13 protein-coding genes are annotated in these 12,969 nt (G+C 62.3%); 1 reads left to right on the top strand and 12 read right to left on the bottom strand.

Features of this window, described 5'->3' with window-relative positions; all coding sequences use genetic code 11:
- Positions 1 to 10 precede the first annotated feature (10 nt).
- From VQ575_RS13295 to VQ575_RS13260, 8 genes are all read right to left on the bottom strand, one after another.
- Complete coding sequence (locus VQ575_RS13295) at positions 11 to 1,162, bottom strand: acyl-CoA dehydrogenase family protein (protein WP_039588538.1); 1,152 nt, start codon at positions 1,160 to 1,162, stop codon at positions 11 to 13.
- A 2-nt stretch (positions 1,163 to 1,164) separates the two neighbouring features.
- Positions 1,165 to 2,271 carry an enoyl-CoA hydratase/isomerase family protein gene (locus VQ575_RS13290; protein ID WP_039588537.1) on the bottom strand — a complete coding sequence of 369 codons (1,107 nt, stop codon included), beginning with the start codon at positions 2,269 to 2,271 and terminating at the stop codon, positions 1,165 to 1,167.
- Positions 2,272 to 2,405: 134 nt separating this feature from the next.
- The gene (locus VQ575_RS13285) at positions 2,406 to 3,113 is read right to left on the bottom strand and encodes an HPP family protein (protein ID WP_039588536.1); all 708 of its coding nucleotides are present in this window, start codon (positions 3,111 to 3,113) and stop codon (positions 2,406 to 2,408) included.
- A gap of 171 nt (positions 3,114 to 3,284) precedes the next feature.
- The gene (locus VQ575_RS13280) at positions 3,285 to 4,661 is read right to left on the bottom strand and encodes a UDP-glucose dehydrogenase family protein (RefSeq protein ID WP_039588535.1); all 1,377 of its coding nucleotides are present in this window, start codon (positions 4,659 to 4,661) and stop codon (positions 3,285 to 3,287) included.
- Between the two features lie 87 nt (positions 4,662 to 4,748).
- A complete protein-coding gene (locus tag VQ575_RS13275; RefSeq protein ID WP_045155981.1) occupies positions 4,749 to 5,690 on the bottom strand; it encodes a LysR family transcriptional regulator in 942 nt (313 codons plus the stop codon).
- Positions 5,691 to 5,736: 46 nt separating this feature from the next.
- Positions 5,737 to 6,297 carry a nuclear transport factor 2 family protein gene (locus VQ575_RS13270; RefSeq protein WP_039588533.1) on the bottom strand — a complete coding sequence of 187 codons (561 nt, stop codon included), beginning with the start codon at positions 6,295 to 6,297 and terminating at the stop codon, positions 5,737 to 5,739.
- A gap of 25 nt (positions 6,298 to 6,322) precedes the next feature.
- On the bottom strand, positions 6,323 to 7,126 hold the full coding sequence (locus VQ575_RS13265) for a putative hydro-lyase (RefSeq protein ID WP_325919848.1): 804 nt from the start codon (positions 7,124 to 7,126) through the stop codon (positions 6,323 to 6,325).
- A 97-nt stretch (positions 7,127 to 7,223) separates the two neighbouring features.
- Positions 7,224 to 8,162 (bottom strand): LysR family transcriptional regulator, encoded by a 939-nt coding sequence (locus VQ575_RS13260; RefSeq protein WP_039588531.1) that lies wholly within the window; start codon positions 8,160 to 8,162, stop codon positions 7,224 to 7,226.
- Positions 8,163 to 8,416: 254 nt separating this feature from the next.
- On the opposite strand from VQ575_RS13260, the gene VQ575_RS13255 reads away from it, so the two are divergent.
- Complete coding sequence (locus tag VQ575_RS13255) at positions 8,417 to 9,658, top strand: OprD family porin (protein WP_325919847.1); 1,242 nt, start codon at positions 8,417 to 8,419, stop codon at positions 9,656 to 9,658.
- Between the two features lie 15 nt (positions 9,659 to 9,673).
- Here the strand turns inward: VQ575_RS13255 and phnE are convergent, their stop codons facing one another.
- The 4 genes from phnE to VQ575_RS13235 are packed head-to-tail and all read right to left on the bottom strand — an operon-like array spanning position 9,674 to position 12,904.
- Entirely contained in the window at positions 9,674 to 10,441 is a 768-nt protein-coding gene (gene phnE / locus VQ575_RS13250) for a phosphonate ABC transporter, permease protein PhnE (RefSeq protein WP_198725202.1), read from the bottom strand.
- Positions 10,438 to 11,265 carry a PhnE/PtxC family ABC transporter permease gene (locus VQ575_RS13245; RefSeq protein WP_039588528.1) on the bottom strand — a complete coding sequence of 276 codons (828 nt, stop codon included), beginning with the start codon at positions 11,263 to 11,265 and terminating at the stop codon, positions 10,438 to 10,440. Before VQ575_RS13245 ends, phnE begins: the two co-directional genes overlap by 4 nt.
- Complete coding sequence (locus VQ575_RS13240; RefSeq protein ID WP_325919846.1) at positions 11,259 to 12,056, bottom strand: phosphonate ABC transporter ATP-binding protein; 798 nt, start codon at positions 12,054 to 12,056, stop codon at positions 11,259 to 11,261. Before VQ575_RS13240 ends, VQ575_RS13245 begins: the two co-directional genes overlap by 7 nt.
- On the bottom strand, positions 12,053 to 12,904 hold the full coding sequence (locus tag VQ575_RS13235) for a putative selenate ABC transporter substrate-binding protein (RefSeq protein ID WP_039588526.1): 852 nt from the start codon (positions 12,902 to 12,904) through the stop codon (positions 12,053 to 12,055). The genes VQ575_RS13240 and VQ575_RS13235 overlap by 4 nt, the downstream gene beginning before the upstream one ends.
- Between the last annotated feature and the right edge of the window lie 65 nt (positions 12,905 to 12,969).

Genomic DNA, 12,969 nt, shown 5'->3' with positions numbered 1-12,969 from the left:
AGCCTGGACCTCACACCAGGTAGTGCTTCAACTCCCGGGCAATCACCATCCGCTGTATCTCGCTCGACCCCTCATAGATCTGGGTAATGCGCGCATCCCGGTAGTAGCGCTCCACCGGATAATCCTCCAGATACCCATACCCCCCATGGATCTGTATCGCCGACGAGCAGACTTTTTCTGCCATTTCCGAAGCAAATAGCTTGGCTTGCGACGCCTCCGACAAGCATGGCTTGCCAGCGCTGCGCAGGCGTGCGGCATGGAGAATCAGCAGGCGGGCTGCGTTCAGGCGGGTGTGCATGTCGGCCAGCAGGTTGGCGATGCTCTGGTGCTCGATGATCGGCTTGTCGAACTGCACCCGATCGCGGGAGTAGACCAGGGCCGCTTCGAACGCCGCGCGGGCAATGCCTAGTGCCTGGGCGGCGATGCCGATGCGGCCACCTTCGAGGTTGGAGAGGGCGATGGCCAGGCCTTTGCCCCTGGCGCCCAACAGATTGGCCTCGGGGACGGTGCAGTTGCTCAATGTCACTGCACAGGTGTCCGAGGCGCGAATGCCCATTTTGTGTTCGGAGCGATCGACGTTGAAACCTTGGGTGTCCGTCGGCACCAGGAAAGCCGAGATGCCTTTCTTGCCGAGGTCCGGGTCGGTGACGGCGAAGACAATCGCCAGTTTCGCCCGTTTGCCATTGCTGACGAACTGCTTGGCGCCGTTGATCACCCACTGGCCGTCCCGCAGTTCGGCGCGGGTGCGCAGATTGTGCGCTTCGGAGCCGGCCTGGGGTTCGGTCAGGCAGAAGCAGCCAATCGCCTGGCCGCTGGCAAGGTCCGCCAGCCAGGTCTGTTTCTGTTCGTCGGTGCCGAAATTGAGCACCGGCCCGCAGCCCACCGAGTTGTGGATACTCATCAACGCGCCGGTGGCACCGTCGCCCGCGGAGATTTCTTCCACGGCAAGGGCGTAGGCCACGTAATCGACATAGGTGCCGCCCCATTCTTCGGGAACGACCATGCCCAGCAGGCCCAATTCGCCCATCTTCGCTACCAGGCCATCGTCGATCCAGCCGGCTTTCTCCCAGGCTTGAGCGTGGGGCGCGATTTCACCGCGGGCGAAATCACGGGCCATGTCGCGGATCATCACTTGTTCTTCGGTCAGCTCAAGGTCTTGCATGTTCAGTTCCCGTGGTAGTCGAGGCCGTCGAAGAAACTCGCCACGGCTGCGGCGTCCAGCGCCTCCAGGGTCGGCGGGTTCCAGCGCGGGCTCTTGTCTTTATCGATCAGCAAGGCGCGCACGCCTTCGATCAGGTCACCGCGCTCGAACCATTGGCGATCCAGGTGCAGTTCAAGGGCGAAGCAGTCTTCCAGGCTCAGGTGGCGACCGCGGCGCAACATCTCCAGGGTCACCGCCATGGCCAAAGGCGAGCGGGTTTCCAGCAGGTCGGCGGTCTCCAATGCCCATTCATGGCTGTTGGCAACCGTGACCTGGCGCAACTGCTCGACCATGCTTGGCACATCGGGCAGGGCGAAGAAATGATCGATGGCAGGGCGCAGATCGGCCAGGGGCGGGGCGGGGAGTTGTTGGACCGCCATCTTCGCCAGCAGGCTTTGCAGATCCTTGAGAGGCGTGTCGCGCCACTCCAGGCGATCGAGGCGTTCATCGAGCTGGGCGAGCTTGTGGCTATCGAGGTACCAATCGGCGAGCCCGCAGTACAACGCGTCCGCGGCGCGGATATGCACGCCACTCACGCCCAGGTAGATGCCCAGCTCGCCGGGAATGCGCGGGAGGAAATAACTGCCGCCCACGTCCGGGAAATAACCGATGGACACCTCGGGCATGCCCAGGCGGGTGCGTTCGGTCACCACGCGCAGGTCGGCGCCTTGCGCCAGGCCCATGCCACCGCCGAGCACGAAGCCGTCCATCAGGGCCAGAATCGGCTTGCGGTAGTGGTGGATAGTCAAGTCGAGGGCATATTCCTCGACGAAGAAGTCTTCATGCAGGGTGTCGCCCTGCTTGTGGCTGTCGTACAGCGAGCGGATATCACCGCCGGCGCAGAACGCCTTGCCCCCGGCACCGCGCAGGGCCACCGCACGAATCTGCGCGTCCTGCGCCCAGGCATCGAGTTGCTGCTGCAAGCTGCGCACCATGCCCAAGGTGAGGGCATTGAGGCCGGCGGGGCGGTTCAGGGTCAAGTGGCCAATATGGTTGCGGACGTCGACCAACACCTCGTATGGCGCGGTTTCGACGCTGCCCGCAGCTTGGGATGAAACCTGAGCTGTCATCGCTAACTCCCTGCTTTTGTTGTTATTTATGAATAACGTAGCGCGTACCCGGTCGGGATCGTAACAGTGCAAATTTGCATTGCACAACCGGGATACGTGCAGGTCCTGTCTGCATATTTATAGCAGCCACAGGCTCAGCCGCGACCCGACAGCACCTCCGTGATGCTGCGGCGCTTGGCATGACGCTCGCTGGCGTGGATTAATTGTTCGAGATCCTCAGGGGTTACGTCGAAGAATGCTTCCATTTCCTCAAGTGCCGATTTCAAGTCGGCGGCGGTAATGGCCTGGCGATCCACGGGCGGGTGGTCCGCCGGAATGACGGGGACCGGCTCGCTGGCGCGCTTGGGATAGCGCACGCGCGTCAGGTTGTTGTACGCCAACGCAAAGGCGAGCAGGCCGGAACCGGCGAGCATTGCGGCGCCAACCGCCTGCCAGTCCAGGGCGACAATTGACGCATCCGCCAGTACCAGCGTCGCCGCCAGGGCACCGGCCGGTGGATGCAGGCAACGCAGCCAGCACATCAACACCAGCGCCATGCCGGCCGCCAGGCAAGCGCTGCCCAGCGTGCGGCCCAATACATGGGCGACCAGCAACGCGACGACCGACGCACACAGGTATCCGCCGAAAATTGACCAGGGTTGGGCCAAGGCGCCCGACGACACGGCGAACAGCAAGACTGCCGAGGCCCCAAGCGGGCCGATTAGATGCTGGGCCACTTCAAGACCGAACACTTGGCCACAGAGCCAGACACTGAACATTGTTCCCAGGGCCATGCCAATCGCGGCACGGCTCCATTCGGTGGGACGGGTATTGATAGCAGCGGGGAACCAGCGTGAAAACATTAAGCGAGAATCCAAAAAACCAACAAAAAAAGGGGCTTACGGGAGAGTCCCAGAAAGCCCTTTAAGTGTTCCAACAGTTTGGGGGAGGAACGATGCACAGTGTGCCGGTCGCTTCCCTCGCTTACAAATTCATATTAATGCTGGTTGAGTGCATTTATTTTGAAGTAGAGGTCAGGCGATCCTGGCGCGCAACCAAGGTTGCTGCGCGATGGGCAAGCTGCAGGATTGGCCGCGGCCCATCGGGAAATAGGTAAAGCCTTTGTCCGCCATGCGGTCCGGATCATATAGGTTGCGGCCATCGAAAATCACAGGCGCCTTCAGGCGCTGCCGGATCAATTGGAAATCAGGCGCCTTGAACGACTGCCATTCGGTGCAGATGATCAACGCATCCGAGCCTGCCAGCACGGACTCAGGCGTGCCCATCAGCATCAGTTTCGACTCGTTGGGGTAGAGCAACTGAGTCTGTTGCATGGCTTCGGGATCGAACGCCCGTACGCTGGCCCCTGCCGCCCATAACGCTTCCAGCAGCGTGCGACTCGGAGCGTCGCGCATGTCGTCGGTGTTGGGCTTGAAGGCCAAGCCCCACAGCGCAAAGGTCTTGCCACGCAAATCGCCCTGGTAGAACGCCTTGATGCGTTCGAACAGCTTGTGTTTCTGCCGCAGATTGATGGTTTCCACCGCTTGCAGCAGGTCACTGGAGCAATGCGCCTGTTCTGCGGTGTGGATCAAGGCGCGCATGTCCTTGGGAAAGCACGAGCCGCCGTAGCCGCACCCCGGATAAATGAAGTGATAGCCGATGCGTGAATCGGCGCCGATGCCTTGGCGCACCGACTCGATGTCGGCACCGAGGTGTTCGGCCAGCTCGGCGATCTGGTTGATGAAGCTGATCTTGGTCGCCAGCATGCCGTTGGCGGCGTATTTGGTCAGCTCGGCGCTGCGCACATCCATGAACAGGATCCGGTCATGATTGCGGTTGAATGGCGCGTACAGGTCGCGCATGGTTTCGCGCACTTCTTCGCGCTCGCAGCCGATCACGATGCGATCAGGACGCCGGCAATCGGCTACGGCGGAGCCTTCCTTCAGAAATTCCGGGTTGGAGACAATATCGAACTGCAGCAGGCGGCCGGCCTTGAGCAGGCATTTGTCGATGTGCGCGCGCAAGATATCGCCCGTGCCCACCGGCACGGTGGATTTTTCCACGACCACCAGTGATTGCTCGCCGTAGCGTGCCACGGCCTCACCGACGGCGAGGACTTGGCGAAGATCTGCCGAGCCGTCTTCCCTGGATGGCGTACCTACGGCAATGAACAGGACCTGTCCATGCTTGACGGCAACCTGCTCGTCGCTGGTAAAACGCAAGCGCCCGGCATCGAGCCCCTCGCGCACCAGCGTCGCCAGGCCGGGTTCGAAAATGCTGACCTGGCCTTGACGCAGGTGCTCGATCTTTTTTTCATCGATGTCCATGCACACCACGTCATGGCCGACTTCGGCCAACACGACGGCTTGCACCAACCCAACGTAACCACTGCCGAACACGCTGATCTTCATGGCGAACTCCCTGGACCATCCCGAGCGGCCGCACCTGGCGGTACACCGTGGTGCGCTCGTTTCAGGATAGGGAGGCGATGTTGCAGTTCACTGACAGCCTGTAGCGCCCGCATCCGCCGCCAACCGGTACTGAGCGGGTAATTGCGCGACGAACTCGTCGACCACTTCCCGGGTCAGGCTGACGATATCCTCGACCCGTTCCATCCCGGCGCCGGTGCGCCAGCTCGCGACGATGTCCATCACCGAGGGCAGCGGCACGCCGTCCACCAGCCTCAATGTGCCCTGGGTCAGTTCGCCTTGGACCAGCGCTGCGGGCATGGCGCCGATGCCGAAGCCGTCGCGCACCAGGCGTGTGATGGCCGACGCCGAGTTCACGCAATTGATGCGTGGCGAGACGATATTGGCCGAGTGCAGGAGGTTGAGGATGTCCTGGTGCGGCCGGGAGTTGCGCGAAAAGGTCACGATGCGTTCCTGGGACAGGTCGTCCAGTGAAGCATAGTCACGGTCATAGGCTGAGCCGGTGCGCACCACCCAATGCATCGGATAACGGGTCAGGAGGGTATTGCGCACGCTGTCAAGGCGCAGGATATCGGTCTGGAAGATGATGTCCTGATAACCCTTTTCCAGCTGCGAGCACAGGTTGCTCGCGGTGTCGGCCGACAATTCGATTTCCAGCGCCGGGTAGCATTCCATCAGGCGTGTCACCAACGGGCTGAGCCAAGTGTGGATCACCGTGTCCATCGCGCCGATGCGAATTCGCCCACGTACTTGGCGCGGATCCTTGATCACCGCCTTCATGCTCTGCATGGTGTCCATGATGCGCTCGGCATATTCGAGCACCCGCTGGCCTTCGGATGTCAGCGACACGCCTTTGGGGTCGCGCACGAACAGGCGCACGCCCATTTCATCTTCCAGGGCCGCGATCCGGCTGGAAATGGACGCTTGGGTGGTGAAGAGCTTTTCCGCTGTGAGCCGGAAGCTTTTCAGCCGGGCAACCCAGACAAAGGTTTCCAGGAACTTGATGTTCATGTCGTGCCGCTCCTCGAAACTGATAGCCAGGGAAAGCGCAGGGAAATCAAACCTGTCGGCCCCATCTGGCTGACAGGTATTGGATCACGTCTTGAAGCTTGCTTGAATCCGGCACCGTGTCCACGGCGGCCTCGACGCTGCACCATGGATACGCCAAGCGCGACACCCAGGCCATGACCGCCGGCAGGTCGGTTGCCGGCAAGGTGCTCATGTGTTCGATAGTTATGGTGAGTCCCCCGGCCAACCACGACTGGGGGCTGAACCGCCAGTCATACCGGCCGCAACCCACCCGGACTTCACCGCTGTGCTTGTCAGACATGGCAACCAACCATCGGCACTGGAACGCCTCGGTGCTGGACTCGGTGCTGGCCTCGGGAGGAGCGTCCAGGCAAAACGTGTAGACGTTTTCGAAGGTCTGGTTAAACCGGCTGACCAGCACATCACCGATGGCGCCACGGCCTTCGACGTGATCCGGGAACGAAATGGACCCGGTGCGGACCACCATGTCCAGGGTGGCGTCATCGGTAAAGGCCTGGGCCAGCAGGTGAGGGCGATTGCCGTCCTTGGCGCGGATGTACTGCTCGATGGATCGTCGCGGGCTGCTCATCAAATCTCCTTATGTGTTTGAGGGGTCACAGTGCGCTGTTCCAGAGGTCCGTTACCAGCATGCAGCCCGGCGCGTGGGTGATGCACAGCGGCGGACGCGAAGCCTGGACCACCGATTGCGGCGTTACGCCACAGGCCCAGAACACCGGTATTTCATCGCTTTGGACCGGTACTGCATCGCCGTAGTCCGGCGCGTCCAGCGAGCGAATACCGATCAGTGCCGGGTCACCGATGTGCACCGGGGCGCCGTGGACGTTGGGCATGCGCCCGGTGATCTGGATCGCCTGGATCGCCGCTGCGGCCTTCATCGGGCGCATGGTCACGACCATTTTGCCAGACAGTCGCGCGGTGGGGCGTGTGTCGATGTTGGTGCGGAACATGGCGACGTTGCGACCCAGGTCGATGTGCCTCAAGCGTATGCCGGCCTCAAGCAACGGTTGCTCGAAAGAAAAAGAGCAGCCGAGGGCGAACGTCACCAGATCATCGCGCCAAAAGTGTTCGATGTCTGTGGGTTCTTCGTTCAACTCGCCGTGGTCGAAGATCCGGTAGCGCGGCACCTCGTGGCGGATATCGATGGGAGCGCCCAGGTTGCGCAGGAAAGGATCGCCCGGTTCTGTCACGTCCAGCAGCGGACAAGCTTGGCGGTTGAGTGTGCAGTAGCGCAGGAATTCGTCGGCCCAATCTCCTGGCAAGATGACGATGTTGGCTTGCACCCGACCCTGGCCCAGGCCGCTGGTGTGGCCGTGGTATCGACCGGCCGCAATGTTCTGGCGCAAGGCCTGCGGCGAACATTGCTGCAGCTGTTCGAATGTCAGGGCTGATGAGTTCATCGTGGGGGCTCCATTGGTTTTTTTTAGAGATCCCTTTGTAGAAAACCCGGGCGACGGCGTCCAACAAGGAAAGTTGCTACCCCCTGACAAGTAAAAGTTATTCGCCCTTCAATAACCCCGGCGCCGCCACCATGCGCAGCGGCCCGACGTCCGTGGCGTATTGGCAAACCACCTGTCGGCTCATCTGCACGATGCTCTCGATCAATTCCAGCCCCACGCCCGCGCGCCACGATGCAACGACATCGAGCTGGGGCAGAGGCGCACCGGGTTCCAGCTGAATCAACTCGCCACGGGCCAGCGGCTTGGCCACCAGCGCCGCCGGCAACGCGCCGATGCCGAAACCGTCGCGTATCAGTCGGGTCATGGCCGATACCGAATTGACGCAACTGACCCGTGGTGTACCGACGCCATGGGCATACAGCAGGTTGAGCACGTCCTGGTGCGGGCGCGATTGCTTGACGAAAGTGATGATGCGTTCGCTCGCCATTTCCGTCAGCGAGGCATAGGGCCGGGCGTAAATCGATTGGCTGGCGGCGATCCAGTGCATCGGGTAGTGGCCCAGTTCCAGATTGCGTACGCTTTCATGGCGGACCAGATCGGTCTGGAAGGCGATGTCCAGGTAACCTTTTTGCAGTTGATCGCAGAGGTTGCGCGCCGCGTCGGCGGTGATTTCGATCTCCACGGCGGGGAATGCCTGCATCAGCATCGACATCAATGGGCTGAGCCAGGTGTGGATCACCGTGTCCATCACGCCGATGCGCACCAGGCCCTGCTGCGGGGTGCTTTTGTCCAACGACTGCTTCAGGGCGCGCTGGACTTCGAGCATCTGCTCCGCGTACTCAAGCACCTTGATGCCTTCCGGCGTCAATGACACGCCCCGCGAATCACGCACGAACAGGCGCAGGCCCAGCTCGTCTTCCAGTGACGCGATCCGACTGGAAATCGCTGCCTGGGTGCTGAACATCTTTTCGGCGGTCAGGCTGAAGCTTTGCAGGCGAGCAACCCAGACGAAGGTTTCGAGAAACTTGAGGTTCATGGTGGTTCTCTTGGCGTTTATCGTTCTTATGGTTGCAATTGTTACTCCAGGTCGAGGCTCGACGCGCATCAAATTTTCTTATGCCCGCGCCTGCTTTTTTCCCGTTTGACGCTGTACCGCGCCAATGCGAAGAATCCGCCCCGTGGCGAGGGAGCTTGCTCCCTCGCCACACTACCCGCACTGCCCCAAACAATAAGCGAGGCGCGTACGCCGTCCCCGAAGGGATCGTTCGCGCCCATAAAAAGGAGCACGCCATGCCCCGTTTCATCGACACCCGTTGCAGCCGATCACCCCTCGGTCCATTGCTCGGCCTGGGCCTGATCGGCGCACCGATCGCCCACGCCGATTTCATTGGCGACAGCAAGGCCAGCCTGGAAGCCCGCAACTTTTATTTCAACCGCGATTTCAGGCAAGAGGGCGCTCGGGACAAAGCCGAGGAGTGGGCACAAGGGTTCCTGTTGCGCATGGAGTCGGGGTACACGGCCGGCACCTTGGGTTTTGGCCTGGACGCCTTGGCCATGGCCGGTTTCAAACTGGACTCGGGCGGTGGCACCGCCGGCACCAATCTTTTGCCAGCGGACCGGTCCGGCGGCTCCCAGGATCGCTACGGCGAAATCGGCCTGACGGCGAAGATGCGCTTGTCCAACAGCACGTTGAAAGCCGGTACGCTGCAAATCAAGGACCCGGTGGTCAATTCGAACGACACGCGCCTGCTGCCGGGCACCTTCAAGGGCGGGCTATTGAATGTGCAGGAAATCGATCGTCTGAAGCTCACCGCCGGGCAGCTTGCCCAGATCAATTTTGTCGATTCCACGGACTACCAGGACATGACCGCCAATCGCATCGGCGGCACCAGCGACAAGTTCCAGTTCGCCGGGGCGGACTACCAGTTCCTGCCCAACCTCACGGCGCAATACCGCTACGGCAAGCTTGAGGATATCTACCAGCAGAACTACCTCGGCTTCATCCATACCCTGGACCTGGGCAACGGCCAGTCATTGAAAAGTGACGTGCGCTATTCGCGAAGCACCGAGGACGGCAGTTTCCGTGCGATCGACAACCAGGCATTCGGCGCGCTGTTCACCTATAGCCTCGCCGGCCACGCGTTCGGCCTGGGCTATCAGCGCATGAGCGGTGACGATCCGTTTCCCTACATCTCACGCAGCGATCCGTACCTGGTCAACTTCGTGCAGATCGGCGATTTCGCTAACGTCGACGAACGCTCGTGGCAAGCCCGCTACGACTACAACTTCGCCGCAGTCGGTGTGCCGGGCCTGACCTTCATGACCCGCTACATCCGCGGCGACAACGTGCAACGCAGCGCGCCAGGGGAAGGCCAGGAATGGGAGCGCAACACCGACATTGCCTACGTGGTGCAGGACGGCACCTTGAAGGGGCTGGGCTTGAAGTGGCGCAACGCAACGGTGCGTTCGAATTTCGGCAATGACCTGGATGAAAACCGGCTGATCGTCAGCTATACGATGGCGTTGTGGTGACGGGACCTCAACCCGTCAAGCCTTGACCCAGCGCTGACGACTCCAACTGCTCAACGTATCGACGGTGAAGACCAGCAGCAGCATCGCCAGGATCACCGTGCTGCCTTGGGCCTCCTGGAACAGGCTGAGGCTGACGTAAAGCATCTGGCCCAGGCCGCCGGCGCCGACGAAACCCAGGACGCTGGCCATGCGGATATTATTTTCCCAGCGGTATAAGGTGTAGGCCAACAGTTGCGGCATCAGGTTGGGCAACGTGCCGTAGCAGAAGGCCAAGAGGGCGCTGCCGCCCTGGAGGCGGATGGCGTCGGCGGGTTGCGACGGGGTGTTTTCCAAGGCTTCGGCAAATAGCCGGCCGAGTACGCCAACGGTGTGCAGGGCCAGCGCCAGTGTACCGGCGTTGGGGCCAAGCCCGGCGGCAAGCACCATCAGCGCGGCCCAAACCAGCTCCGGAACCGCGCGCAGGGCGTTCAACAACAGGCGCGATGCGCTCTGCAACGGCCAGCCAAGGCGCCCGGCGGCAGGTAGCGCCAAGGCCAAGCCCAACACTGCCGCGAGCAGGGTGCCTAGGGCGGACATGGCGATGGTTTCCAGCGCGCCATGGCCGATCGCTTTCAGGTAGGCCGGGCTCAGGTCAGGTGTCAGGAAGCGCTGGGCATAAGCGGCCATCTGCTTGAGGTTCGAGTGCTCGCCGAGCGCGCCCAGGTCGATACCCAGATAGACGAACGAGGCCACCACCGCTGCACCGATGCACAGCAGCAACAAAGCGTTGAGCAGGCGATTCATGCCAACCTCCAGCGCAGCACGCGACTGAGCTGGTCGGCGAGCAGCACCAATATCAGGAAAGTCAGCAGCAAGCTCGCGACTTCGCCGCCGGCGAACATGCGCAACGACAGGTCCATCTGCTGGCCCAGCCCGCCAGCCCCGACGAACCCCATCACCACCGAGGCGCGGATGGCGCATTCCCAGCGGTACACGGTGTACGACAGCAGCTCGGCGGCGACATTGGGCAGGATGCCGTAGCAGAAGGCCGCGAGCCGACCGCTGCCGGCTTGCATCAGTGCGTGTGCCGGGCGCTGGTCGACGGACTCGAAGATTTCCGCGTAGACCTTGCCCAGCATGCCGCTGTAAGTGATCGCAATGGCGAGTACCCCGGCCGTCGGTCCGAGGCCGACGGCACGGACAAACAGCAAGGCCCAGACGATCTCCGGCACGCTGCGCAGGAAAATCAGCAGCGCACGGACCGGCCAACGCAACCATTGGCCCCAGTAGCCGGGCCTGCCAGCGCGATATGCGGCAGACAACGACAACGCCCGGCTGGCGAGCAGGCTGGCGGGAACGGCCAACAGCAGCGCCAAGGCCATGCCAGCGGTGGCAATGGCAAGCGTCTGCAGCGTGGCTTGCAGCAGCAGTTCGACAAACGTTTCGTCATGAGCCGGTGGCCAGAACGCGGCGACGAACCGGCCCATCTCGCTCTGGCTATCGCTGGCCAGCAGCACCCCCAGGTCCAACTCGCTGAAATGGATGCCCGGCCACAGCAGGGCAACGGCCAGCAGACCAAGGAACAGGCGAGGGCGGGCGGCGGGGTCCCGAGCGTCACGCTTCAGCATCGCGGAATCTGCACGCTCGAAGGTGGAGGCGGGCTCGACAGCGACTCCAGTTGCTCGTTGGCATAAAGCGTATCGAGCTGCCGGCGGTCGACCGCTTCCGTCGGCAAGTCGAAGAGTACCTGGCCGTCACGCAAACCGATGATCCGGGAAAAGTGCGCCAGCGCGAGATCCACCGCATGCAGGCTGGTCACCAGGGTAACCTGGTGTTCCCGGGCATGCTGGCAAAGCACTGACAGCGTGTGCTCGGCGAGCACCGGGTCCATCGCCGATACCGGTTCATCCGCCAGCAACACCTCCGGCGCCTGGTACAGCACGCGGGCGATGCCGACGCGTTGCAGCTGCCCACCGGACAATTGCTGGCATTGAACGAACAGCTTTTCGCCCAGGTCCAGGCGCGCCAAGGCCGCGCGTGCCCCGGGAATATCCAGCGGATGGAGCAGGTTCAGCAGGCTCTTGCCGATACCCCATTGCCCCAGTTTGCCCGCCAGCACCGCCGTGATCACGCGTTGGCGCGGGGGCAGGGGAGGCGCTTGGTGAATGAGACCAATGCGTGAGCGCAGGCGTTGACGCTGGCGCGCCGGCAGTTGCCAGACCCGCTCGCCCAGCACGTCGACTTCACCGTTACCAGGACGCAGCGCGGTGGCCAGGACGTTGAGCAGGCTGGACTTGCCGGCGCCGGACGGGCCGATGATCGCGACCTGTTCCCCTGCACGCAGGTGCAGGTCCACACCGCGCAGCGCCTGGGCGCCGTTGGCATGGACGACGCTGGCCTGGGTCAGGCGCAATGTCATTTGAGCAGTTCGGCGGCGCGTGCGGCTTCTTCGATGCCCTTGTAGTTTTCGGGCTTGGTTTCGATGAAGCGACTGGCGGCCTGCAGATCAAGGATCTCCTTGTCTTTCGGATTCGCCGGATCAAGCGCCAGGAACGCGGCCTTGATCTTGGCCGCCAGTGCCGGGTCGAGGGTGCCGCGCACCGTCCAGTTGTAGTCGAAGTACGCCGGGGTGGTGGCGAAGACCTTGACCTTGCTGGTGTCGACCTTGCCGGCGGCGACCAGTTTGTCCCAGACGCTGGCGTTGAGCACACCGGCATCGACCTTGCCGGCCTGGACCCAGGCCGCGGTCGCGTCATGGGCACCTGAATAGCCTACGCGGCTGAAGTAGGTTTCCGGCTTGATGCCGTCCTTGAGCATGAAGTAGCGCGGCATCAGGCTGCCCGAAGTGGACGAGATCGAGCCGAAGGCGAAGCTCTTGCCCTCCAGGTCGGCAAGGGATTTGACGGCTGGGTCGGCGCTGATGAATTTACTGGTGAACTGCGCGTCCTGTTCACGTTGCACCAGGGGATTGGCGTTGCCGGTCTTCAGGCGGGCCTGGACGAAGGTGAAGCCGCCCAGCCAGGCCAGGTCGATCCGGTCGGTGGCCAGCGCCTCGACCACGGCGGGGTAGTCGCTCACGGGCACGAATTCGACTTTCATGCCGATCTGCTGTTCCAGGTATGCACCCAGTGGCTTGAATTTGCGCAGCAGTTCGGTCGGCGCCTCGTCGGGAATTGCGCTGACTTTCAAGGTGTCGGCGGCCTGCGCCAGGACAGCGCTCACGGTCAGGGTGAAACCGACGGCCAGTGCCAGGGTACGCTTGAGCATGAAAATCTCCGGTGCATGGAAGCATGAATATTCAAGCGCCAGGCGTTCTTGCCGGGCGCGTTGTG

Origin of the sequence: Pseudomonas frederiksbergensis, from assembly GCF_035751725.1 — a bacterium.
Taxonomy (GTDB): Bacteria; Pseudomonadota; Gammaproteobacteria; order Pseudomonadales; family Pseudomonadaceae; genus Aquipseudomonas; species Aquipseudomonas frederiksbergensis_A.
The sequence above is the reverse complement of the archived record's forward strand: the minus strand, read 5'-3'. Positions and strand labels throughout refer to the sequence as shown.

What these genes read in the sequence shown, in the direction of transcription:
- VQ575_RS13295 (WP_039588538.1), bottom strand. Translation starts at nt 1,162, where the DNA reads ATGCAAGACCTTGAGCTGACCGAAGAACAAGTGATGATCCGCGACATG.
- VQ575_RS13245 (WP_039588528.1), bottom strand. Translation starts at nt 11,265, where the DNA reads ATGCTGAAGCGTGACGCTCGGGACCCCGCCGCCCGCCCTCGCCTGTTC.
- VQ575_RS13235 (WP_039588526.1), bottom strand. Translation starts at nt 12,904, where the DNA reads ATGCTCAAGCGTACCCTGGCACTGGCCGTCGGTTTCACCCTGACCGTG.
- VQ575_RS13255 (WP_325919847.1), top strand. Translation starts at nt 8,417, where the DNA reads ATGCCCCGTTTCATCGACACCCGTTGCAGCCGATCACCCCTCGGTCCA.
- VQ575_RS13240 (WP_325919846.1), bottom strand. Translation starts at nt 12,056, where the DNA reads ATGACATTGCGCCTGACCCAGGCCAGCGTCGTCCATGCCAACGGCGCC.
- VQ575_RS13285 (WP_039588536.1), bottom strand. Translation starts at nt 3,113, where the DNA reads ATGTTTTCACGCTGGTTCCCCGCTGCTATCAATACCCGTCCCACCGAA.
- phnE (WP_198725202.1), bottom strand. Translation starts at nt 10,441, where the DNA reads ATGAATCGCCTGCTCAACGCTTTGTTGCTGCTGTGCATCGGTGCAGCG.
- VQ575_RS13290 (WP_039588537.1), bottom strand. Translation starts at nt 2,271, where the DNA reads ATGACAGCTCAGGTTTCATCCCAAGCTGCGGGCAGCGTCGAAACCGCG.
- VQ575_RS13260 (WP_039588531.1), bottom strand. Translation starts at nt 8,162, where the DNA reads ATGAACCTCAAGTTTCTCGAAACCTTCGTCTGGGTTGCTCGCCTGCAA.
- VQ575_RS13270 (WP_039588533.1), bottom strand. Translation starts at nt 6,297, where the DNA reads ATGAGCAGCCCGCGACGATCCATCGAGCAGTACATCCGCGCCAAGGAC.
- VQ575_RS13275 (WP_045155981.1), bottom strand. Translation starts at nt 5,690, where the DNA reads ATGAACATCAAGTTCCTGGAAACCTTTGTCTGGGTTGCCCGGCTGAAA.
- VQ575_RS13280 (WP_039588535.1), bottom strand. Translation starts at nt 4,661, where the DNA reads ATGAAGATCAGCGTGTTCGGCAGTGGTTACGTTGGGTTGGTGCAAGCC.
- VQ575_RS13265 (WP_325919848.1), bottom strand. Translation starts at nt 7,126, where the DNA reads ATGAACTCATCAGCCCTGACATTCGAACAGCTGCAGCAATGTTCGCCG.